This window comes from Microbacterium sp. Se63.02b (genome assembly GCF_014171575.1).
GTDB lineage: Bacteria > Actinomycetota > Actinomycetes > Actinomycetales > Microbacteriaceae > Microbacterium.
This window is the reverse complement of sequence record NZ_CP050453.1, coordinates 3,057,771-3,080,230: the sequence shown is the minus strand read 5'-3', so window position 1 is coordinate 3,080,230 and position 22,460 is coordinate 3,057,771. Positions and strand designations below refer to the sequence as shown.

The 22,460-nt window shown below is 70.5% G+C and carries 17 protein-coding genes, 1 other RNA gene and 4 pseudogenes; 17 read left to right on the top strand and 5 right to left on the bottom strand.

Features of this window, described 5'->3' with window-relative positions; genetic code table 11:
- Positions 1 to 5: 5 nt before the first annotated feature.
- From mpaM to G4G29_RS15215, 7 genes are all read left to right on the top strand, one after another.
- Entirely contained in the window at positions 6 to 824 is an 819-nt protein-coding gene (gene mpaM, locus G4G29_RS15245) for a daptide-type RiPP biosynthesis methyltransferase (RefSeq protein ID WP_183150706.1), read from the top strand.
- Positions 821 to 1,393, top strand: coding sequence for a hypothetical protein (locus G4G29_RS15240; protein WP_183150705.1), 573 nt, complete (start codon positions 821 to 823; stop codon positions 1,391 to 1,393). The genes mpaM and G4G29_RS15240 overlap by 4 nt, the downstream gene beginning before the upstream one ends.
- Positions 1,378 to 2,499, top strand: a complete 1,122-nt coding sequence (locus G4G29_RS15235; RefSeq protein ID WP_183150704.1) for a site-2 protease family protein — start codon at positions 1,378 to 1,380, stop codon at positions 2,497 to 2,499. Before G4G29_RS15240 ends, G4G29_RS15235 begins: the two co-directional genes overlap by 16 nt.
- Before the next feature lie 12 nt (positions 2,500 to 2,511).
- Positions 2,512 to 3,228, top strand: a complete 717-nt coding sequence (locus G4G29_RS15230; RefSeq protein WP_183150703.1) for an ATP-binding cassette domain-containing protein — start codon at positions 2,512 to 2,514, stop codon at positions 3,226 to 3,228.
- A complete protein-coding gene (locus tag G4G29_RS15225) occupies positions 3,225 to 3,953 on the top strand; it encodes an ABC transporter permease (protein ID WP_183150702.1) in 729 nt (242 codons plus the stop codon). The genes G4G29_RS15230 and G4G29_RS15225 overlap by 4 nt, the downstream gene beginning before the upstream one ends.
- The gene (locus G4G29_RS15220) at positions 3,950 to 4,666 is read left to right on the top strand and encodes a hypothetical protein (RefSeq protein ID WP_244632071.1); all 717 of its coding nucleotides are present in this window, start codon (positions 3,950 to 3,952) and stop codon (positions 4,664 to 4,666) included. Before G4G29_RS15225 ends, G4G29_RS15220 begins: the two co-directional genes overlap by 4 nt.
- Before the next feature lie 93 nt (positions 4,667 to 4,759).
- Positions 4,760 to 5,650, top strand: coding sequence for a rhodanese-related sulfurtransferase (locus G4G29_RS15215; protein ID WP_183150701.1), 891 nt, complete (start codon positions 4,760 to 4,762; stop codon positions 5,648 to 5,650).
- Positions 5,651 to 5,686: 36 nt separating this feature from the next.
- Here G4G29_RS15215 and G4G29_RS22490 read toward each other — a convergent pair whose 3' ends face one another.
- The 5 genes from G4G29_RS22490 to G4G29_RS15200 form a co-directional block, all read right to left on the bottom strand.
- Positions 5,687 to 6,034 (bottom strand): DUF4129 domain-containing protein, encoded by a 348-nt coding sequence (locus G4G29_RS22490; protein ID WP_244632070.1) that lies wholly within the window; start codon positions 6,032 to 6,034, stop codon positions 5,687 to 5,689.
- The gene (locus tag G4G29_RS22485; protein ID WP_244632608.1) at positions 5,974 to 7,287 is read right to left on the bottom strand and encodes a DUF3488 and transglutaminase-like domain-containing protein; all 1,314 of its coding nucleotides are present in this window, start codon (positions 7,285 to 7,287) and stop codon (positions 5,974 to 5,976) included. Before G4G29_RS22485 ends, G4G29_RS22490 begins: the two co-directional genes overlap by 61 nt.
- Positions 7,288 to 7,486: 199 nt before the next feature.
- Complete coding sequence (locus G4G29_RS22480) at positions 7,487 to 7,951, bottom strand: hypothetical protein (RefSeq protein ID WP_244632069.1); 465 nt, start codon at positions 7,949 to 7,951, stop codon at positions 7,487 to 7,489.
- The gene (locus tag G4G29_RS15205; RefSeq protein WP_244632068.1) at positions 7,938 to 8,867 is read right to left on the bottom strand and encodes a DUF58 domain-containing protein; all 930 of its coding nucleotides are present in this window, start codon (positions 8,865 to 8,867) and stop codon (positions 7,938 to 7,940) included. The genes G4G29_RS22480 and G4G29_RS15205 overlap by 14 nt, the downstream gene beginning before the upstream one ends.
- A 270-nt stretch (positions 8,868 to 9,137) precedes the next feature.
- On the bottom strand, positions 9,138 to 10,127 hold the full coding sequence (locus G4G29_RS15200; protein ID WP_183150700.1) for a MoxR family ATPase: 990 nt from the start codon (positions 10,125 to 10,127) through the stop codon (positions 9,138 to 9,140).
- A gap of 145 nt (positions 10,128 to 10,272) precedes the next feature.
- Between G4G29_RS15200 and ffs the strand changes: the two genes are divergently transcribed.
- The 10 genes and pseudogenes from ffs to G4G29_RS15150 all read left to right on the top strand — a co-directional run bounded on the left by ffs (position 10,273) and on the right by G4G29_RS15150 (position 22,423).
- Positions 10,273 to 10,369: signal recognition particle sRNA small type (gene ffs / locus G4G29_RS15195), an RNA gene on the top strand.
- Between the two features lie 63 nt (positions 10,370 to 10,432).
- Complete coding sequence (locus G4G29_RS15190) at positions 10,433 to 10,996, top strand: rhomboid family intramembrane serine protease (protein ID WP_244632067.1); 564 nt, start codon at positions 10,433 to 10,435, stop codon at positions 10,994 to 10,996.
- Between the two features lie 40 nt (positions 10,997 to 11,036).
- Positions 11,037 to 11,750 carry a hypothetical protein gene (locus G4G29_RS15185; protein ID WP_183150699.1) on the top strand — a complete coding sequence of 238 codons (714 nt, stop codon included), beginning with the start codon at positions 11,037 to 11,039 and terminating at the stop codon, positions 11,748 to 11,750.
- Positions 11,751 to 11,814: 64 nt separating this feature from the next.
- Positions 11,815 to 13,932: pseudogene (gene pta / locus G4G29_RS15180) on the top strand (phosphate acetyltransferase).
- Positions 13,929 to 15,147: pseudogene (locus G4G29_RS15175) on the top strand (acetate kinase). The pseudogenes pta and G4G29_RS15175 overlap by 4 nt, the downstream one beginning before the upstream one ends.
- Before the next feature lie 101 nt (positions 15,148 to 15,248).
- The gene (locus G4G29_RS15170; protein ID WP_183150698.1) at positions 15,249 to 16,007 is read left to right on the top strand and encodes an HAD-IA family hydrolase; all 759 of its coding nucleotides are present in this window, start codon (positions 15,249 to 15,251) and stop codon (positions 16,005 to 16,007) included.
- A pseudogene (locus tag G4G29_RS15165) lies at positions 16,004 to 18,509 on the top strand (glycosyl hydrolase family 65 protein). Before G4G29_RS15170 ends, G4G29_RS15165 begins: the two are co-directional and overlap by 4 nt.
- A 45-nt stretch (positions 18,510 to 18,554) precedes the next feature.
- Positions 18,555 to 20,841 (top strand): annotated as a pseudogene (locus G4G29_RS15160) (DNA polymerase III subunit gamma and tau).
- Positions 20,841 to 21,434 carry a recombination mediator RecR gene (recR, locus tag G4G29_RS15155; RefSeq protein WP_183150697.1) on the top strand — a complete coding sequence of 198 codons (594 nt, stop codon included), beginning with the start codon at positions 20,841 to 20,843 and terminating at the stop codon, positions 21,432 to 21,434. The pseudogene G4G29_RS15160 and the gene recR overlap by 1 nt, the downstream one beginning before the upstream one ends.
- Positions 21,431 to 22,423: an EamA family transporter gene (locus G4G29_RS15150; RefSeq protein ID WP_244632066.1), complete on the top strand. Its 993-nt coding sequence runs from the start codon at positions 21,431 to 21,433 to the stop codon at positions 22,421 to 22,423. Before recR ends, G4G29_RS15150 begins: the two co-directional genes overlap by 4 nt.
- Positions 22,424 to 22,460 lie beyond the last annotated feature (37 nt).

Sequence of the window (22,460 nt, the reverse complement as noted above, 5' to 3'; positions counted from 1 at the left end):
GCGAAATGCGAGTTCCCGATTCGATAACCCGAACCGTAGCGGCGCGCCTGGGAAGGGAGGGGGCATCTCCCCGAGCACAGGACCTGTACGCCGGTGCGGGCACCGACTTCTATGACCGGCTGGTCGGTCCCGACCGCGCAGAGATCCGAGAGATCCTGGCGCTCGCACGCGACGCGGCGGGACCGATCCTCGATCTCGCCGCTGGCAGCGGGAGGGTGACCATTCCGCTGGTGAGGTCCGGCAAGGATGTGACCGCCGTCGACCTCTCCGACGACATGCTCTCCCACCTTCGTCGCGCTCTGCCAGACGACGACAGAGTGCAGTGCGTCGTCGCGGACATGCGCGACTTCTCGCTGCCGCAGCGATTCGGGCTCATCGTCATCGGTGCGACATCCATCACGCTGCTCGACCGTGCCGGGAGGTCGCTGCTGTACGCGAACGTACGACGTCACCTCGCGGCCGGAGGAGTGTTCGCCTTCACCGTCGCAGGAGGCGCCTCTGCACAGAGCCTCCTGACGTCGGCAGACCAGGAGGTCGTGGTGCCCGGGCCCGCCGGAGACGACACCTATCTCTTCTCGCAGCAGATCGAGGAGGGCGGTGCGGCGCGACTGGTCAACTGGGTGCGCGTCTCCGACGTGGTGCCCGGGGGTGAGGTGACGGTGTTCACCAGCCGTCTGCGACTGCTCGATCACGAACGTCTCACGCGCGAGCTCGTGGATGCGGGCTTCGCCCACCCGGAGGTGTCGCCGGTCCGGACCCCGCACGGCGTGGACATCCTCCTGCTCACGACGTCGTGGGCGGGGTCCGCGGAAGGGGAGGGGTGACCGTGCCGGGGATCGGGTTCGCTCGCCGTCGGGCGTCCGCCGAGGCGCCACCCCTCACGGCCGACGCGCGCCCGCGCCTCGCCCCCGGTGTCGTCTTCGAGGAGGCTGCGCAGGGAGAGGGGTGGATCGCGACGCTCCACGGCGTGCCCTCGGCGAGAGTATCCGGCGCGATGGTCGAGATGTTGACGGCGATGGACGGCGACACCGCGCTCCGTGATCTGCACGCCCGTTTCGCCGCGTCGGAGTCGGAGGAGAGCTTCGGGGACCTGATCCGACGCCTCAGCGCCGCGGGGTTCCTCGGGGCTGAGGCGAAACTCCCACCCGGTCGGCTGAGCTATCGACCACCCTTCACCCTCCAGGTCGCGACCCTCCGTGCTCCGGGCCTGTTCCGCGGCATGAACCGCCTGCTCGTCCCGGTCCCACCCCGCGTGCTCCTCTGGGCGGTCGCCGTGCTCCTGGGCGGGGAGTCTTCGCCGCGATCGCTCAGGCGGCGGAACTGCGGAACGTCCTCACCCGGCCGATCGCTCTCCCCGGCCTTGTGGTCGTCGTCGTCGTGCTGTCTCTCCTGACGCTGCTCCACGAGTGCGCCCACGGACTCATGCTCACGAGGTTCGGCGGGACGGCGCGCAGGGCGGGCTTCATGCTCTTCTACCTCACGCCCGCCTTCTTCGTCGATGTGACGGACGGCTGGCGTCTGCGCGACCGGAGGCAGCGCGTCGCGGTCGCGCTCGCGGGTCCGGCGGTGCACGCCGTCGCGGCCGCGGTCGCGCTCCTCGTCGCCGTCATGCTCCCGCAACCCGCGGTCCACGAGGCGCTGCTGCTCGTCGCCGTCTCCTGCGTCGGCGTGGTCCTCCTCAACCTGATCCCGTTCGTGCGCTTCGACGGGTACATCGCGCTCATGAGCGCCGTGGACGAACCGAACCTCCGCGTCCGCGCGATGCGCGACGGCACGGATCTCCTGGCCCGTGTCCTGTTCGGCGCGCGTCGGTCGAACCTGCGTCTGGAGAGGTGGTGGAGCATCCCGTTCGGACTCGCCAGTCTCGTCGCACCCGCGGTGCTGGTGCTGTTCGCGGTCGCCCGTGCGGTTCGGGCGCTCGCCGGGGGCGGGCCGATCCTCGGAGTGCTGGTGGTCGCGCTGGAGTCCGTGGTCGTCCTGGCGGCGGTCTCCCTCCTCGCCAGGGCGTTGCTCCGTGTCCTCCGATCGGGCGTCTCGCGGCTCCGCGTGATCTCGGTGAGCGCCCTGCTGGTCGCGAGCGTCGTGACGGCTGGCGTCCTCATCCCTGTTCCAGTGACGGCCACGCTCGGCTTCGTCGTACGCGACGACCATGTGGTCCTCGTGCAAGCCGCGCAGAACGTCGACGTCGAGGTGCCGGCGGGCGCGCACGTCGTCCTGATGAGCAGCGGCATCCTCGCGAACGATCAGGTCGGCACGGCGATCGCTCGACCCCGGCGCCCGACACCGACGAAGGTCCCGCTCGATGCGCTGCTCCCGGTGACGGCCGCGGGGGTGTCGGTCCCGGCGGTGGTCGTCGCACGGCTGGAAGTCGCGGAAGAGAACGACACCCTGCCGTCCGCCGGTCAGGCACGGATCGGACTCGGCGTGCGCAACCTGTGGCAGACCCTCTGGACGACGGGCGTCACGATGCCGCTGTCGCTCCCGGGGAGTGAGAAGTAGGAAGGGATGAGGATGAAGGATCACGCAATCGAAGTCAGAGGGCTCACGAAGAGGTACGGGCGCCGGATCGCGGTCGACGAGCTGTCGTTCGCCGTACCGCGGGGCACGATCGTCGGGCTCCTGGGGCCGAACGGCGCAGGCAAGTCGACGACGCTGCGGGCGATCGTCGGTCTGCTCGCGCCGACGAGCGGCGAAACCCTCATCGACGGCGTGGCGTTCTCGGCTCTCGCCGACCCGGCATCGCACGTCGGTGTGCACATGGACGGGTTCGGTTTCGAAGCCGGTATCTCGGCGCGGCGCCACCTCGAGATCTGCCGGCTCGCGTGCGGTGCACCTCGCAGCCGCGTCGACGAGGTGCTCGAGGAAGTGGGGCTCACGGCGGACGCCCGACGTCGGGTGAAGACCTTCTCGACGGGCATGGCCCAGCGGCTCGGGCTGGCGACCGCCCTCATCGGTTCGCCGCGGACGCTCGTGCTGGACGAGCCGGCGAACGGCCTCGACCCCGACGGCATCCGCTGGCTGCGTGCTTTCCTCCGCGACTTCGCCGAACGTGGTGGCACCGTGCTGATCGCCAGCCACCAGCTCGCCGAACTCGAACACGTGGTGGACGAGGTCGTCATCATCCGACGGCGTGTGCTCTTCTCCGGACGCCTCGATGACCTCGTCACGCGAGACACCGACACGCTCGAGAGCAAGTACTTCGAGCTCGTCGAAGGAGCGTCCGCATGAGGGGCGCGGTCCGCAGCGAGGTTCTGCGCGCCGTGAGCGGGACCTCCGTCATCGCGGTCTACTTCATCGCTCTCCTCATGCCCCTCTTCGTGCTCTTCTCCGACGGGTCGCGGTTCGACCTCGCCGGCCTCGACTCCGCTGCGGCCACCACCCGACTGCTGGAGCCCCTCGCCTGGTCCGTCATCTCCGCAGCGTTCGTCGGTGCGTACGCCGTGACCCGCGAGTACTACTACGACTCGATGGACCGGACGCTCACGGGGGTCGGCTTCCGTCGGGCCTTCTCCGCGAAGCTCATCGCGGGCGCTCTCGTGGCCGTCGCGCTGTCGGTCGGCATCTTCGCGCTGTGGACGGTCCTCGTCCTGTTCCTCCTGATCCCCGAGGGGTCGACGCTCGTGCTCACCCCCCTCGCGTGGCGCATCTATGTCGGCGCCGTGTGCGGTGCGGTGCTCGGCGCTCTCATCGGAGGAGCCATCGGCTGGATCACCCGGAACTACTATCTGACCGCCGGCATCGTCCTGGTCTTTCCGATGGCCGTGGAGTTCGCGATGATGCGCACGGCCCCGGACGTGGCGAAGTTCTCGCCGGGGCTCGCCCTCGTCGCTCTGAGCGTCCCCGGCTACCAGGGTCGCCTGCTCGAGTTCGTGCCTGCTCTCGGCGTCGGACTCGTGTGGACGATCGCGCTGGTCCTCGGCGCGTGGGTTCTGGGACGCAGGAGAGTCGCGTGATCGGTCGGGCGCTTCGTGCGCAGGCCGCTGGCTTCGGCGGCGACGTCGTGCTCCTCGGGGCAGCCGCGGCGGCGTTCGTGGTGTCGCTGTCGGTGGCGGCCGGTATCCCTCCCGAACTCGCTGGTGCGCCGGCCGACCTCCGCGAGGCGCTCGCCGCCCCGTTCGGCGTCGTGCTCGCGACCTACGGCGCCGTGCTCGCGGCGGTCTACGGCTCTTTCCGCTACACGATCGACCGGCGCGACGGCGTGATCGCGCAGCGACTCACAGTGCAGCCGCGCTGGGTGCTCCTCCTCGCCAGGCTGCCGGCTGTTGCGGTCGGGGGCGCACTCGTCGCTCTCGCGGGCGTGGTCGGCGGGCATGTGGCGTTGGCGGTCGCGATGGGCGGGGTCCCGGTGAACTGGTCATCCGTCGGATCCACCCTCGTGGTCGGCGCGGTCGCGGGCCTGTGGGGGATGGGCATCGGACTCGTCGTGCAGTCCCACCTCGTGGCACTCTTCGTCGCCGCGATGTCGATGGCGGTGGCGGTGCTCCTGGCGATGCTGTGGGGGCGGGGGCCGTCTATCTGCCCCTCCTCTCGATGCTCCAGGCCTTCCCGTTCGATGTCACCGCCGTGGGCATCGCGCCGGAGGTCCGCCTCGACGGCTCCCTGGCTGCGCTGGTGGCCGGCGGGTGGGTGGCCTCGGCTCTGCTCGGCGGGGGAGTCCTCTTCCTGAGACGCGATGTCACCTAATCGCCCCGAGCGGCTCCGATGCGCATCTCGGCGGGCGCATGCCGACCGTCACGGAGACACGACGTAGGATCCCTAGGTGGCAACCCCCAAGATCGTCCTCTTCTACGCGTTCACCCCTCTCCCCGACCCCGAGGCGGTCCGTGTCTGGCAACGCGACCTCGGCGAGGCGCTCGGACTGCGTGGGCGCGTGCTCATCTCGAAGGACGGGATCAACGGCACGCTCGGCGGTGACCTCGACGCGGTGAAGAAGTGGCGCCGGTCGTTTCGCTCGTATGCCCCCTTCGCTGACGCCGACATCAAATGGAGTGAAGGGACGGGCGTGGACGCCGAGGGGCGCAGCGTCGACTTCCCCAAGCTCAGCGTCAAGGTGCGTGAAGAGATCGTCTCCTTCGGCGCCCCGGGTGAACTGCGCGTCGACGAGCACGGAGTGGTGGGCGGCGGCGCGCGACTGACCCCGGAGGAGCTGCACGGCCTGATCGAGGAGCGCGGCGACGAGGTCGTCTTCTTCGACGGACGCAACGCCCTCGAGGCGCAGATCGGTCGGTTCCGTGGCGCGGTGGTTCCCGACACCGACACCACCAGAGACTTCGTGCGGCTTCTCGACTCCGGCGCCTATGACGACCTCAAGGGCAAGCCCGTCGTCACCTATTGCACCGGCGGAATCCGCTGCGAGGTGCTGTCGAGCCTGATGACGTCGCGCGGCTTCGGCGAGGTGTACCAGCTCGAGGGCGGCATCGTCCGGTACGGCGAGAAGTACGGCGACGACGGTCTGTGGGACGGGTCGCTGTACGTGTTCGACGGCCGCGGTTCCGTCGATTTCTCCGACCATGCACGGGTCATCGGGGAGTGCGCAGGGTGCGGAGCGGCGACGAAGCGCACCGCGAACTGCCCCGACCCGTCGTGCCGTTCGCAGTTCGTGGTGTGCGAAGCCTGCGACGCCGTCGCGTGCACCGCACACGCGGCCTGAGCGCCGCGACCGTGAACGCTCGCTGACGGGCAGAGGTCACACCGCGACGCCGGGTTCGGCGGCGCGGGGTGCGTACAGCGATCGGGGAAGCAAGGTCGCCCGCACACGCGTCGGACGATCCACACTGTGGCGCAGCTGCACGATCACCTCGCGCAACGCCGGGGAGAGGTCGGTCGGGGTGTCACCGGATCTGGCGTAGTTCGCCCGCTCGACAGCATCGGTCAGGCGACGCATCGCCCCGGGATCCACGTGACTGTCGTCGACGAGCCCGGCGGCCCGCACCCGCGGGGTCTCCGCATCGGACACGGGCAGCTGCAGGTCGATCAGCGTGTCGCGGATCTCGGCCCAGGCAGCTGCCGGGTCGCCGCGGCGCGCCCTGCGCATCCGCCCCCGACGTTCGACGACGCGGATGGCCGCCGGGAGGAGCAGCGCGCCACCGCGCCGAGCGTCGTGAACAGCACCGGTGCCGGATCGAGTGTGCGCAGTTCGTCGCCGCTGGCGGAGTCGCCGCCCGCATCGTTCCGATCGATCTCCGGACCCGAGGTCTCTTCCGTCTGCGGCGCCGTGGTCGGTGCGGGCGTGGCGGGGCTCCCGGGGTCGCTGCCCTCGGTGGTGCCAGGGCTGAAGGCGGTCGGAACGCCCAGCGAGGCGGTGGGTTCGAACGGGATCCAGCCGATGCCGGGGAAGCGGACCTCGGGCCAGGAGTGCAGCTGGTCGCTGGTCACCGAGAAGACGGATTCGGTGCCGCGCTTCTCGTCGGTGAGCGAGCCGGGAAGGTAGCCGACGACGATGCGCACCTGCATGCCGAGGCTCTCCGCCATGAGGGCGAACGCTCCCGCGAAGTGCACGCAGTACCCCGAACGTTCCTCGAGGAACGCGCCGACCGCCTCGGCCCCCGTGCCGTCGAAGCCTTCCTCCACCGGGGTCTCGAGGGAGTAGGTGAAGTCCGAGCGGAACCAGTTCTGCAGGGCGATGAGCCGGTCGTAGTCGGTGCTCGCGGCCGCGGTCACCTCGGCGGCGAGTTCATCGACGATTCCGGGCAGCTCGACCGATTCCGTGTCGGGGTCGCTCACCGGAGCTGCGGCATCGACGGCACGGATCTGCTCCAGGGTGGGGGCGAGCCGCGATGAGGTGACCGTGTAGTCGTTGCCGACGGCATCCGCACTGCGGGAGAAGAGGGTGCGGTTGTCGGGCGAGACCCGCCAGGAGCCGCTGAGCCCCTGCACATCCGTGGCGGGATACGGCACCGGGAGCCAGGAGCTCGACATGCGCAGCACCCGGATGGAGGTGTTCTCCTCCTCCGTCGCGACGTCCTCGGTCCATTCCGGTGCGCCGAACCCGTCGTCCTGCGACTGCAGATCCCCCTGATCGGGCTGCCACACGCGTCCGTCGAAACGCGAGAGCGTCGTGAGCCGCAGGTACGGAGCGGTGTCGGTCTCCGCCGCGACGGTCAGCACCTCCACCGGATTGGGCTGGCGCAGGTCGTCGCCCAGACGCAGCGACGCGTCGACCGTCACACCGACCCCCGTGCCGGCCACGCTGGTCGCGAGGGGCAGGGCTGGGGCGATCGCGACGGTCGTGACCAGCGCGGCGGCGCCGACCGCGACGGCGACCGGGGTGGATGAGCGTCGGGGGATTCCGGATGGCGGCGTGCCGTGAAGTGGAAGAGGAGGAGGACGGTGACGCCGAAGAGCACGAACCAGACGACGTTGGTCTCGCCCAGCGTGACGATCATCGGCACGGCGCCGATGCTGCCGGTGAGCAGGGCGGCCAGCACCGCAGAGCGATGCGCCACCAGGTGATCCATCAGGATCGCGACGACGGCGAAGCCGACGCTCATGGCGGCCGCGAGTGCGGGCGAGGCGTCCAGGGGGCGGAGCCGAAGACGACCGCTTCGACCGCCGCCGCGCCGAGCGCTCCGAACAGGGCGATCGTCGTCGAGGTCGGGATGATCCCCAGGAAGGCGGTGTCACCGGCGATGAGCAGCGTCACGACGGCGACCGCGACCACGATCTGTCCGGCGAACGTGCCGACGTCGCGGAGCCAGGGGGCGCGTCGGCGCAGCAGGCGGCGCAGCAGCATTCCGGTACCGGCGACGGCGATCACGACGAGCAGGACGTCGAACGACCATGCGCCAGGAGAGATCACCGAGGTGTAGGGCCACATCGCCACCATGGTGGCCACGGCGGCCAGCGCGGCCGGGGCGACGACACCGTACCGTTCCTCGCGGTCGCGGTGCCATCGCGGCGACCCCACGGCGGGCGCTGCCGCTGCCGGTGCGGACTGCTCAGCGCGGAACATCGCCCACCCCGATCCGTGCCGAGACGGCCTCTTCCCAGGCCTCGGCGACGTCGGGCCCGAGCGGCACCACCGTCCAGCCGTGCGGAGACGACGCCTCGGCCGCTCCGGGGAGCAGCTCGGTGCTGAACAGCATCGGGGCAGCGGCGCCGGCCGGACGCAGCAGAGCGGCATCCTCTTCGTCGAGTCGGCCCGTGATGAAGACGAGCGGCCCGGGCGGGGAACCTCCGATCAGCGTCGCCAGGTCGCGGCTCTCGCCGCGGGGAGCGACCATCGCGAGGGCCACGAGCAGACCGTCGCGGTCGTCCTCATGCCCGCGCAGCGCCCCCAGCAGCATCCCGGCGCTGTCGATCACATCGACGCTGTAGCCCTCCGCTGCGAGATGCACGGCCGCGGAGGCGCACAGCGATACGGCTGCTTCGAACGCGGGGTCGGCGTCGGCGCCCGGCGCGTCCCAGTGGCGGCTGCTGCGGTCGAGCACGACGACGGCGTCGGGGCTGGACTCCTCTTCCTCCTGGCGCACCATGAGCTGGCCGCGGTGTGCGGTGGCCCGCCAGTGGATGCGACGCATCGAGTCGCCGGGGATGTAGCCGCGCGGCGACAGGTTGTCGCTGCCCTGCCCGAGCCGTGTCGACGAGGTGTGCGCCGTCCCGCCCGCCGCACCGACCCGCACGGCCAGGGGCGCCAGGGCGAAGACCTCCGGTACGACCGTGATGCTCCGCGTGTCGCCGAACGCCTGCTCGCGCTGCGCGAGCCCGAACGGATCGACGGTGCGCAGCAGCAGCGGACCCAGGGGCCAGACCCCACGGCGGACGCCGGTGATCGGATAGCTGAGCTGCCCGGTCTCGGAGGGGTACTCTCCGCCGGAGTCTCCCGAGACGGCCGGGGGCAGCACGTCGTGCCACAGTCCCCGCGGCACCCGCAGGGCCCGCAGTGAGCCGCACGGTCACCCGTGAGGTCTCCGACACCGTGAGCAGATCGGTGGATATCTGGCGGGTGACTTTTCCGGAGCGCCGGGGGAGACGGACGGCGAGGAGCGAGAACAGCGTCAGGGCGGCCAGCAGCACGCCGATGTACAGCAGGATGCGGGTGCCGAGGATGTTGGCCGCGATCAGGCAGCCGAGGGCGGCGATGAGCGCACCGGTTCCGCGGAGGGTGAGGGATCGGCGTCGTCGCATGGGGTCCTCGGTCAGGAGCGCGTGGCGACGGGCACCCGCACCCGTTCGACGATCTGGGTCAGCGCGGCCTCGACCGGCTGCGCCCCGGCGCGGTGGGCCCCGCGCGCCGGCAGTAGGCGATGCGCGAGCACGGGGATGAGCAGGGCGGTGATGTCGTCGGGGATGACGAAGTCGCGCCCGTCCAGGGCGGCCCAGACCTTCGCTGCTCTGATCAGCTGCAACGTCGCCCGCGGGCTCGCGCCGAGGTGCAGGTTCGGGTCGGAGCGTGTGGCCTGTGCGAGAGCGACCGTGTAGTCCTCGAGCGCGGGGGCGACGTGGACCGAGCGCGCCCACGCGATGAGCTGCGAGATGGACGCCGCATCGGCGACGGGCGACACGGCTGCGAGCGGATTCACGACATCGCGCTGCCGGAGCATGAGCGCCTCGGCAGCGGCATCCGGGTACCCCATGGAGATGCGCATCATGAACCTGTCGCGCTGCGCTTCGGGAAGAGCGTACGTGCCCTCCATCTCGAGCGGGTTCTGGGTCGCCACCACGAGGAAGGGCGTCGGGAGCATATGGGTCGCGCCGTCGACCGTGACCTGTCCCTCTTCCATCGCCTCGAGCAGCGCGGACTGCGTCTTGGGCGAGGAGCGGTTGATCTCGTCGGCGATCACGATGTGGGCGAACACCGCGCCGCGCTTGAACTCGAACTCCCGGTCGACCGGGTTGTACACCGAGACGCCGGTCACGTCACCGGGGAGCAGGTCGGGGGTGAACTGGATGCGGCGCACCGTCGCGTCCACGCTGGCGGCGAGGGCCCTGGCGAGCATCGTCTTGCCCACACCGGGGACGTCTTCGATCAGCAGGTGCCCCTCGGCGAGAAGGCACACGAGGGCGCTGCGCACGGCATCGGGCTTCCCGTCGATCACCTGACCGATGGAGCCGAGGATCGCAGACGTCTGCGCGGCGAAGGTGTCGGCGTCGATCATCACCGGGTTCAGGGGGGCGTTCTCTGGCATGCGTTCCCTCTCGCGTCGGCGCTGCGATGCGCGTTACTCGATCGTAACCCGGTGCGGCGGCCGCCGCTCTGGCAGGTTCCTTTGAGGTTCCGGGGCCGGACCGGGTGCTGTGCGAAAGCACCGGACGCATCGGGTTAGGATAGGAGACGGCTCTCCGCGTGGCGGCATCCAGGCCAATTCCCCCAGGGCGGAAACGCAGCAAGGGTAACCGGGCTCTGCTGGGTGCGCGGAGAGTCATTTTCTTTGCCCGGACGAGGGCGCGCGACACGCAGCTTCCTCCGGGGCGCACCTGCGACAATCGTCCGGTGACCGCCACCCCCACTCCGAGACCGGCGCATCCTCTCGGCCGATTCGCCTCGCCGGTGCTCCTGCTCGTCGCGATGTGGGGCGTGCAGTTCGCCGATGCGATCCTGCCGGGCTCTTTCACCGGTTTCGGACTGCGGTCGTGGGATGTGTCCGGTCTCGGGGGCATCGTGCTCGGTCCGCTCCTGCACGCGAACTGGCAGCACCTGATCGCCAACTCGGTGCCGTTCCTGGTGCTCGGGTGCCTGGTCGCGGTCGAGGGCGCCCGCCGATTCTGGGCCGTCACCGCGATCGTCGCGGTCGTCGGCGGCCTCGGCACCTGGATCGTCAATGCGCCGGGCACGCTGACGGTCGGCGCGTCGGGGCTGGTGTTCGGGTACTTCGGCTACGTCGTGATGCGCGTGTTCGCCGGGGGCGTGGCACACCGCATCCTGTACGCCGTGATCGCCGTGGTCGTCGTCGCCCTCTACGGCGGCTCGATGATCGCCGGGGTGTTCGGCGTCGCGGAGGGGATCTCCTGGCAGGGGCACCTGTTCGGAGCGGTCGGCGGGGGCTCGCCGCGCTGATCGGCCGCCGCCCCCGCGTCGATCGTGGAGCGCCGGCACCATGACGACGGGACGCGCTGCTCCACGGGCGACGCGCGCCACCGGGGCGAAGAAGGGCGCAGCGAAGAAGCCGGCAGCGCGCCGCCGGAGCACCGCACGACGGAGGAGTCCGAGCGCACGGCAGCGGGCCGCGATCCGCGCGCGCCGCAGGAAGACCCTGCAGCGCGTGCTCTTGTCGATCGGCGCCGTCGCCGTGCTCGGCGGCCTGCTGGTGCTCATCCCGCGGGGGCTCGCGCACGATCCGGCACCCGTGTGCGTCGATGAGCCGCAGACGCTCCCTGAGGCGGGCATCGAGGGCTGGAGCGGCGCACAGCTCGACAACGCGGCGACCATCGTCCGCACGGCGGCGGCGCTCGGGTACTCCCGGGAGGGGCAGGTCCTCGGGGTGATGACGGCGATGGGCGAGAGCAGCCTCCGCAACATCGACTACGGCGACTGGGAGACGCGCGGGTTCACGAACCCCGACGGATCGCGTACGTCCAGCATCGGGCTGTTCCAACAGCAGGACTGGTGGGGGAGCGTCGAGCAGCGGATGGATCCCGCGACGGCGACGACCCTGTTCTTCGAACGGCTGGGGCGGGTGCCGGCCTGGCAGTCGATGGAACCCTCGCACGCGATCCACCGGGTGCAGGTCAACACCGATCGCGACTACTACGCGCGATTCCAGGCGGATGCGACGGCGGTCGTCGCCGCGCTCTCGGGGCCGTGCGAGTGACGGTCGAGCAATAGTCCCGGTGACGTCGGGTTGGGGCCGAGGCTGCCGCGCCTAAGCTGAAGCCGTGGCGCAGAGCATCTACATCACCTCGGCCGAAGGCCATACCGGCAAGTCCACGATCGCCCTCGGGGCGCTCGACGCCCTGATGCGCGTATCGCCGCGGGTCGGGGTGTTCCGCCCGATCGCGAGATCCGTCACCGATCGCGACGAGATCCTCGAGCTCATGCTCGCCCACGACGGCGTTCACCTCGACTACGAGGACTGCATCGGCGTGACCTACGACGACGTGCGAACCGACCCGGAGGCCGCGCTGGCGACCATCGTGGCGAGGTACAAGGCGGTCGAAGCGCAGTGCGACTCGGTCGTCATCATCGGGAGCGACTACACGGATGTCGCGAGTCCCGCCGAGCTCGGGTTCAACGCGAGGATCGCCGCGAACCTCGGCTCGCCCGTGCTCCTCGTGCTCAGCGGCCGCGACCAGCAGCGCCAGGCCGAGCAGCTCGGCACCACGACGGCTCGCTCCGCCGCTGCCGTCGCGCAGATCGCCGCGCTCGCCCTGCCCGAGCTCACGCAGGAACGTGCGGAGCTGTTCGCCGTGGCCGTGAACCGCGCAGACCCCGACGCCCTCGACGCCATCATCGAGACCGTCGGGGCCGCCCTCCCGCACGAGCGCACCCCGGTGTGGGCCATCCCGGAGGACCGCGCGCTGGTCGCCCCTCGATCCGCGGCATCCTGGCCGCCGTCGACGGAACGCTGCTCAAGGGCGACGATGACCGGCTGACGCGAGAGGCGCTGACGATCGTCGTCGCGGGGATGTCGATGGTGAACGTGCTGCCGCGGCTCACGGAAGAAGCGGTCGTCGTGATTCCGGCGGATCGCACCGAGGTCCTTCTCGCCGCACTCCTGGCCGATTCGTCGGGGACGTTCCCGCGCATCGCCGGCATCATCCTCAACGGCCCCTTCCCCTTGCCGGAGCCGATCGTGAAGCTGCTCGACGGGTTCGCATCCTCGGTGCCGATCATCACGACCGACCTCGGCACCTACGACACGGCCGTGCGCGTCATGAGCACCCGTGGGCGCATCTCGGCCGACTCGCGCAGTCGCTACGACCGGGCGCTGGGCCTTTTTCCAGGCGCACGTCGACATCGCCGAGTTCACGGAACAGCTCGGGCTCGCCGAGGCGCACGTCGTCACGCCGCTGATGTTCCAGTACGGGCTCATCGAGCGGGCCAGAGCCGACCGTCGTCGCATCGTGCTGCCGGAGGGAGAGGACGATCGCATCCTGCGCGCCGCTGCCACGGTGCTCGCGCGCGAGGTGGCCGACCTGACGATCCTCGGCGACGAGGCATCCGTCCGCGCGCGTGCCGCGGAGCTCGGCCTCGACATCGGCGCGGCGCAGGTGCTCAGCCCGACCGACCCTGAGCTGGTCGAGCGCTTCGCCGCCGAGTATGCGCGGCTGCGCGCACACAAGGGCATCACTCTCGCCCAGGCCGCGGACACCGTGACCGACGTGTCGTACTTCGGCACGATGATGGTGCACCTCGGGTTGGCCGACGGCATGGTGTCGGGCGCCGTGCACACGACCGCGCACACGATCCGGCCGTCGTTCGAGATCATCAAGACCAAGCCGGGCGTGAACGTGGTCTCCAGCGTCTTCCTGATGGCGCTCGCCGACCGGGTCCTCGTGTACGGCGACTGCGCGGTGATCCCCGACCCCACGAGCGAGCAGCTGGCTGACATCGCGATCTCGTCGGCGACGACCGCCCGCCAGTTCGGCATCGATCCGCGCGTGGCGATGCTGTCGTACTCGACAGGGGAATCCGGGTCAGGCGCCGACGTCGACAAGGTCCGCGCCGCGACCGCCCTCGTCCGCGAGCGCGCGCCCGAACTGCCTGTCGAAGGCCCGATCCAGTACGACGCGGCGGCGGATGCCGCGGTCGCCAAGGCCAAGCTCCCCGACTCCGCCGTGGCGGGGAGGGCGACCGTCTTCGTCTTCCCGGACCTGAACACCGGCAACAACACCTACAAGGCCGTGCAGCGCTCCGCGGGAGCGGTCGCGATCGGACCCGTGCTGCAGGGACTCAACAAGCCCATCAACGACCTGTCCCGCGGCGCTCTCGTCGACGACATCGTCAACACGGTCGCGATCACGGCGATCCAGGCGCAGGGAGATGCGGCGTGAGTGCGATCCTCGTCATCAACAGCGGGTCCTCCTCGCTGAAGTACAGCCTGATCGACATCGAGCAGGAGGATCTCCTCGCGAGCGGACTGATCGAGCGCATCGGTCAGGAAGCGAGCCCGGTCGCCCACACCGTGCGGCCGGCGGGCGGGGCGGAGGCCGCGCCGACCATGCTCGACGCGACCTATCGGAGCGAGCGTCCGGTCCCCGATCACGCCACGGCGTTCGAGGTCATGCGGGAGCAGTTCGCCGAGCGCGGACCCTCGCTCGACGAACATCCTCCGGTCGCGGTCGGGCATCGCGTGGTCCACGGCGGGGCCCGCTTCTACGCGCCGACGCCGATCGACGCCGATGTGGAGCGGCAGATCGACGAGCTGGCGGTGCTCGCGCCGCTGCACAACCCCGCGAACCTGGCCGGGATCCGCGCGGCGCGCGCCGTGTTCGACCGGGTGCCGCATGTCGCGGTGTTCGACACGGCGTTCCACCAGACGCTCCCGCCCGCGGCATACACGTACGCGATCGACGCAGCGCTCGCCGCAGAGCACCGGGTGCGACGCTACGGCTTCCACGGCACCAGCCACCAGTACGTGAGCGAGGCGGCCGCAGGGTTCCTCGGCCGCGACCTCGCCGGGCTCAAGCAGATCGTGTTCCACCTCGGCAACGGCGCGTCCGTGACCGCCATCGACGGCGGTCGGTCGGTGGAGACCTCGATGGGACTCACCCCGCTGGAGGGACTCGTGATGGGGACCAGGTCGGGCGACATCGACCCCGCAGCGCTCGTGCACCTCTCGCGCCGTGCCGGCCTCTCGATCGACGACCTCGACGCGCTCCTGAACACGCGCAGCGGTCTGGCGGGCCTCGCCGGTCGCAGCGACATGCGCGACATCCTCGCGGGCATCGAGGCGGAAGACGACGCCGCGACACTCGCGTTCGATGTGTATGTGCATCGACTGCGCGCCTATGCGGGCGCGTACATCGCGCAGCTCGGGGAGTGGACGTCATCTCCTTCACGGCCGGTGTCGGCGAGAATGCGGCCCCGTGCGGGCGGCCGCCATGGCGACGCTCGGGTTCGCCGGCATCGAGATCGACCAGGCGAGGAACGAAGCCCGTGAGCGCGGCATCCGCCGGATCTCCTCCGACGCGTCGGCCGTGACGGTCCTCGTCGTGCCGACCGATGAGGAGCTGCAGATCGCACGCCAGACCGCTGCGATGCTCTGACCCTCCCGCGGGGGTTACCCCATGGCGTGCGACCGCATTACGCTGGCACAGTGGCACGGAGAGGTGCCGGCCCGCTGATCGCCCTTCTCCCTGGAGGCTCTGTGCCAGAAGCACTGCCCGACCTGTTCCACGCCGACGGCGTGCTCTTCGATCTCGACGGCGTCCTCACCCCGACGGCCGAGGTCCACATGCGGGCGTGGCAGGCCGTGTTCGACGACGTGTTCGCGCGATGGGGCATCACCCCGCCGTACACCGATGCCGACTACTACGACTACGTCGACGGCAAGAAGCGCTACGACGGCGTCGCGAGTCTGCTGCGCAGCCGCAACGTCGAAGTGCCGTGGGGTCAGGTCGACGATGAGCCGTCGGCCGAGACGGTGTGCGGCATCGGCAACCGCAAGAACGCTGCGTTCGCGGCGTCGCTGCGCGGTCAGGGCATCGCCCCGTACCCCGGCTCGCTCGCGCTCGTCGAGAGCCTGCACGCCGCCGGCATCCCGCTGGGCGTCGTGTCGAGCTCCAAGAACGCCGAAGAGGTTCTGGGCGCCGCGGGCATCCGCTCCTTCTTCCGGATCGTCGTGGACGGGGTCGTCGCCGAGCGCGACGGTCTCGCATCCAAGCCCGCCGCCGACATGTTCGCCGCCGGAGCCGTCGCCCTCGGCGTCGACCCCTCGCGCTCCGTCGCCGTGGAAGACGCCACCTCGGGCGCCGCATCCGCCGCGGCAGCCGGCTTCGCTGATGTCGTCGGCGTCGACCGCGGCGCCGGTGCCGACGCCCTCCACTCGGCAGGCGCCACCGTGGTCGTCGACGACCTCGCCGTCCTCCTCCCCGCTTCCCGCACCGACATCCCGGAGACCGCATGATCGATCGCGACCGCTTCCCCGTCGACCCGTGGCGCCTGATCGACACGCACTACTCGGAGGAGGGCGTCGGCGAGACGCTGTTCTCCGTCGGCAACGGCTACCTCGGCCTTCGGGGCAATCACATCGAGGGTCGCGGCGCCCAGGAGCACGGCACGTTCATCAACGGGTTGCATGAGACCTGGCCGATTCGGCACGCCGAGCAGGCCTACGGCTTCGCGGAGGTCGGCCAGACGATCGTCAACGCCCCCGATGCCAAGGTCATGCGCGTGTACGTCGACGACGAACCGATCTCGCTCGACGACGCCGACGTGCGGGAGTACCGGCGCACCCTCGATCTGCGCACCGGCGTCCTGGAGCGCCATGTGGTGTGGGAGACGCCGTCGGGCAAGCGGGTGCGGATGCGCGACGAGCGCATCGTGAGCTTCGAGGAGCGCCACCTCGCCGTCCTCCGGCTCGAGGTCGTCGTGGAGAACTCCGACGCACCGGTCACGATCAGCTGTCAGCTGCTGAACCGGCAGGACGGCGCCGGGGTGTACGCGGGCACGCCGATCGGCACGAAGGCGGCGGCGTTCGACCCTCGCAAGGCCGAGAAGATCGCCGACCGCGTGCTGGAACCGGCCGAGCACTGGCAGGACGGATTGCGCCCGCGCTGTCGTATCGCGTCGCGGATTCCGGGATGACGGTCGCCGTCGTCGCCGACCACATCGTCGAGACCGAGAACGCGTACAACGCCCGCACGCTCGTCGAGCCCGACATCGCGAAGAACGTGTTCCGCGTGCAGGCGAAGGCGGGCGTGCCGATCACGGTCACCAAGCTCGTGAGCTATCACACCTCGCGCGGCGTGCCTCCGCGGGAGCTCGTCGACCGCTGCCGTCGTTCGCTCGACCGGGCTGCCGACGAGGGCGTCGAGACGGTCTTCACGCGGCAGCGGGAGTGGCTCGACGCGTTCTGGGAGCGCAGCGATGTGCAGATCGGCGGGCGCGACGACCTGCAGCAGGCCACACGGTGGTGCCTGTTCCAGCTCGCGCAGGCATCCGCCCGTGCCGATGGCGCCGGCGTGCCGGCCAAGGGCGTGTCCGGCTCGGGCTACAGCGGCCACTACTTCTGGGACACCGAGATCTACGTGCTCCCCTTCCTCACCTACACCTCGCCCCGGTGGGCGTACAACGCGCTGCGCGCGCGGGTGAAGATGCTGCCGGCCGCTCGTCGTCGTGCCGCGCAGCTCAACGAGGCCGGGGCGCTCTTCCCATGGCGCACGATCAACGGCGAGGAGGCCTCGGCGTACTATGCCGCAGGCACCGCGCAGTACCACATCAACGCCGACATTAGCTTCGCACTGGGCAAGTACGTGCGCGCAACGGGCGACGAGGAGTTCCTCCGCCGCGAGGGTGCCGACATCGCGATCGAGACGGCGCGGCTGTGGGCGACGCTCGGCTTCTGGCGTGCGACACGCCTGGTGGAGGAGACGGATGCCGGTGACGGCATCGAGACGTTCCACATCCACGGCGTCACAGGGCCCGACGAGTACACGACCGTCGTGAACGACAACCTCTACACGAACGTCATGGCGCGCTACAACCTCCGCTACGCGGCCAAGGTCGTGCGCGAGATCCGGGAGAGCTACCCCGACGACTACGTGAAGCTGGTCGACCGCACCGGACTCGGCGTCGGCGAGGCCGAGGCGTGGGAGCGCGCGGCCGAGGCCATGTACATCCCCTACAGCGAGGGTCTGGGCATCCATCCGCAGGACTCGCTGTTCCTCGAACGGGAGGTGTGGGACCTCGCCAACACGCCTGCCGAGCAGCGGCCTCTGCTGCTGCACTTCCACCCGCTGGTCATCTACCGCTTCCAGGTGCTCAAGCAGGCGGATGTCGTGCTCGCGCTGTTCCTGCAGGGCAACCACTTCACGCCCGAGGAGAAGAAGGCGGACTTCGACTACTACGATCCGCTGACCACGGGCGACTCGACCCTGTCGGCGGTCGTCCAGTCGATCCTCGCCGCCGAGGTCGGCTACCAGGACCTCGCGCAGAAGTACTTCGAGCAGTCGCTGTTCGTCGACCTGCACGACCTGCACCACAACGCGGCGGACGGCGTGCACGTGGCTTCTGCGGGCGGGGTGTGGACCGCGCTGGTGTGCGGCTTCGGCGGCATGCGCGACTACGCGGGCGACCTGAGCTTCGACCCTCGGCTTCCTGCGGACTGGCCGTCGTTGTCGTTCCCGCTGCAGTGGCAGGGATCGACGCTCCAGGTGACCGTCACCAAGGACGAGCTGCGCGTGCAGGTGCGCAGCGGCCCCCTGTGCCGTTCAGCGTGCGCGACACCGCCTACTTCGCGACGGAGGAGGATGAGGTGGTCGTGCCGCTCGCCGACCAGGGCCCGCGCATCCCCGGACGCCCGACGCTGCGGCAGTTCGCCGACGCCCGCCGCGAGGACGGGACGCGCATGTCCGCATCCGTCCCCGTGATCACGACGGCGATCCCGGTGATCGAGCCGATCGACTGACCGCTCGGCCCGCCGAAGGTCGGTGGCACGCCTTAGGCTGTTGTAGTGACCACAGCCCTCTACCGCCGCTACCGACCCGAGACGTTCGGCGAGATGATCGGGCAGTCGCAGGTGACCGATCCGCTCATGACGGCGCTGCGCGGCGACCGGGTCGGCCACGCCTATCTGTTCTCCGGCCCCCGTGGCTGCGGCAAGACGACGTCGGCGCGCATCCTCGCGCGCTGCCTGAACTGCGCCGAGGGCCCGACCGACGTCCCGTGCGGCACCTGCCCGAGCTGTGTCGAGCTCTCCCGTGCGGGCGGCGGCTCCCTCGACGTTGTCGAGATCGATGCGGCCAGCCACAACGGCGTCGACGACGCGCGTGACCTGCGCGAGCGGGCGACCTTCGCACCCAGCCGCGACCGCTTCAAGATCTTCATCCTCGACGAGGCGCACATGGTCACCCCGCAGGGGTTCAACGCGCTGCTCAAGCTCGTCGAAGAGCCGCCGGAGCACGTCAAGTTCATCTTCGCGACGACCGAGCCCGAGAAGGTTCTCGGCACGATCCGCTCCCGCACTCACCACTACCCGTTCCGACTCGTGCCGCCTGCCGCGATGCTCGAGTACGTCGCCAAGCTGTGCGCCGAAGAGGGCGTGATCGTCGAGCAGGGTGTGCTGCCGCTCGTGGTCCGCGCCGGGGAGGATCCCCCGAGACACGCTCTCGCTGCTCGACCAGCTGATCGCCGGTTCCGATGCGCCGGCCGGTTCCGAGACCGTCACGGTCGGCTACGCCCGCGCCGTCTCCCTCCTCGGGTACACGCACGCCGCCCTGCTCGACGAGATCGTCGACGCGCTCGCCGCGGGAGATGCGGCCTCCGCTTTCCCGGCCATCGACCGCGTCGTGCAGACCGGTCAGGACCCTCGCCGCTTCGTCGACGACCTGCTCGAGCGCCTGCGCGACCTCATCGTCATCGCCGCCGTCGGCGCGGGGGCCTCGGCCGTCCTGCGCGGCATCGCCGAAGACGACCTCGAGCGTATGCGCGGCCAGGCTCAGGCCTTCGGCTCCGCGCGGCTCTCGCGCACGGCCGATGTCGTCAGCGCCGCCCTCGACGACATGTCGGGTGCCACATCCCCGCGCCTGCACCTCGAGCTCATGGTGGCTCGAGTGCTCGCCGGGGCATCGGACGCTGCGGCCCCGGCTGCTGCGACCCCGGCTGTTGCGACCCCGGTGCTCGACGGTGGTGCCGCCCCGGCGCGTGCTGCCGCCGCTGCTGCGACAGCGGCTGCTCCGGCATCCGCTGCCGGCGCTGCTCCGGCTCCGGCGCCCGCTGCGGTCCCGGCACCTGCTGCGACGGACGCGGCACCTGCTGCTGCGCCGACACCTGCTCCTGGCCCGGCACCTGTCGCCGCTCCGGCACCTTCTGCCGCTCCTGCGGCCTCCCCTGCTGCGGATCAGGGGCAGCCCGCTGAGCGCTCCGAGACGCCGACCCCCGACCCCGTCGCGGAGCCGAGCGTCCCCCAGGGGCCGGTGACGTTCGAGCGCATCACCGCGTCGTGGCCTGCGGTGCTCACGCGCCTCGAGGGCATCAGCCGCACGTCGTGGCTGCTGGCGACCGCTGTGCAGCCGCTGGCCTACGTCACCGAGACCGAGGTGCTGACCCTCGGGTTCACGAGCCAGCACGACGTCGCGAAGTTCAAGGGCACGACACCGGGATCAGGGCCGTCCGACCACCTCCGCTCCGCGATCGAACATGAGCTCGGTGTGCGGGTCAAGTACCTCCCCGCGCCGATGCCGACCGGAGGTGCACCGCGGCAGTCCGCCGCCTCCGGACCCTCAGCGCCCGCCGATTCCGCTCCTGCATCGGAGCCTGCGTCAGCGGGGTCCTCCCTCCCGCGAGTCCGCGGCGCGTCGGCATCCCCGGTGACGGAATGGGCGGTGGCACCCATTCCCACGGCTCCCGCCGAAGCATCGAGCAGCCCGCCCGTTCCCTCGTCGCCGCTTCCGGTCGACGAGGAGCCGGAAGAGGTCGAGGCGGCGGCGTCGGCTCCGGTCCCGCCCTCCGACGGCGCGGTCGACAGCGACGAGCCCCCGCTCCCCGGAGACGACGAGGCGCCGGTGTTCGACGACGAGCCGCCGTACGACCCCTCGTATGAGCCGCCGCTGACATCTCGGCCGGCTCCCGAGCGTGCGGCTCCGCAGGCGCAGCGCGCGTCGGCCTCCGCACCGGTCGTCGTCGATCGTGCTCCCTCGGTCGGGGGAGTCCAGCGCTACGGGGAGGCCGTGATCCGCCAGGTGCTCGGCGCGACGTTCCTTCGCGAAGAGCCCTACGAGCCCCCCACGAGGTTCTCCTGATGTACGACGGCATCGTTCAAGAGCTGATCGACGAGTTCGGTCGGCTCCCCGGCATCGGTCCCAAGTCCGCGCAGCGGATCGCGTTCCACATCCTCCAGACGCCGACGTTCGACGTCGCGCGTCTCGCGGAGCTGCTCAGCGAGATCCGCACCAGGGTGCGGTTCTGCGAGATCTGCGGAAACGTCGCCGAACAGGAGCGCTGCGCGATCTGCCGAGACCCTCGACGCAGCCAGGCGCTGATCTGTGTCGTCGAAGACGCGAAAGACGTCGCGGCCATCGAACGGACGCGCGAGTTCCGCGGGCTCTATCACGTGCTCGGCGGCGCCATCAGCCCGATCGCGGGTATCGGGCCCGACGACCTTCGCATCGCCCAGCTCATGACGCGGCTGGCCGACGGCACCGTGCAAGAGGTGATCCTCGCCACGAACCCCAACCTCGAGGGTGAGGCGACCGCGAGCTACCTGAGCCGTCTGCTGACCACGATGCAGATCACGGTGTCACGGCTCGCGTCCGGGCTGCCTGTCGGCGGCGACCTCGAGTACGCCGACGAGGTCACACTCGGGCGGGCGTTCGAGGGCCGGCGCATCCTGTGACCCCGAACGCGGGCTTCTCGCGTCGCGGCTGGCTGCTGTTCGGGGCCATGGCCCTGCTCTGGGGCGTGCCGTATCTGTTCATCAGCGTCGCTGTGGAGTCGTTCTCGCCACCGGCGATCGTCGCGGGGCGCACGCTCATCGCGGCACTCCTGCTGCTGCCCTTCGCGATCCGGAGCGGGGCGCTGCGTGCGGCGCTGAAGCACTGGCCGTGGGTTCTGGCCTTCGGTGCGGTGGAGATGGCCGGACCGTTCCTGTTGCTCGGCCATGCCGAGATGACGCTCCCGTCCGGGATGACGGGTCTGCTCGTGGCGACCGTTCCGCTGTTCGCGGCGTTGATCGCTCTCGGTGGGGGCGACCGCGGGGTCCTCCGTCCCGCTCGAGGGATCGGCCTGCTCGTCGGGTTCATCGGCGTCGCGATCGTGGTGGCGGGTCCTGGGCTCTTCGGTGGAGAGGTCAGTCTGCTCGCCGCTGGTGAGGTTCTGCTGGTCGCCGTGCTCTACGCGATCGCCCCTTTCATCGTGGCGCGCAAGCTGAACGACGTTCCCTCGCTGGGCACCATCACCCTGTCGCTGCTGATGATCGGGGTGTTCTACCTGCCGTTCGGTGCGCTGACCCAACACCAGCTCCCCACGCTCCCGTCCATCGTCGCGCTCCTCGCTCTCGCGGTGATCTGCACGGCGGTGGCGTTCCTGGCGTTCTTCGCTCTCATCCGCGAGGTGGGGCCGGTCCGCGCCCCGCTGTTCACCTACGTCAACCCGGTGGTCGCGATCGTTCTCGGCGCGATCGTGCTCGCCGAACCCCTGACTCCGGGGCTGCTCATCGGGTTCCCGCTGATCATCATCGGATGCTGGTTCGCGGCCACCGGCGGGCGTCTCCGCCCTGTCGCCCCCCAGGCTCTCCCTCCCACCCCTGATCGCCGCGCGCTCCCGCTCGGCACCGGCCGCATGCGTCACATGCACAACGGGGCATACGCCTGCTCCGTAGAATGAGCGTGGGCGGATCCGCCCGACATCCCAGGGAGTGAAC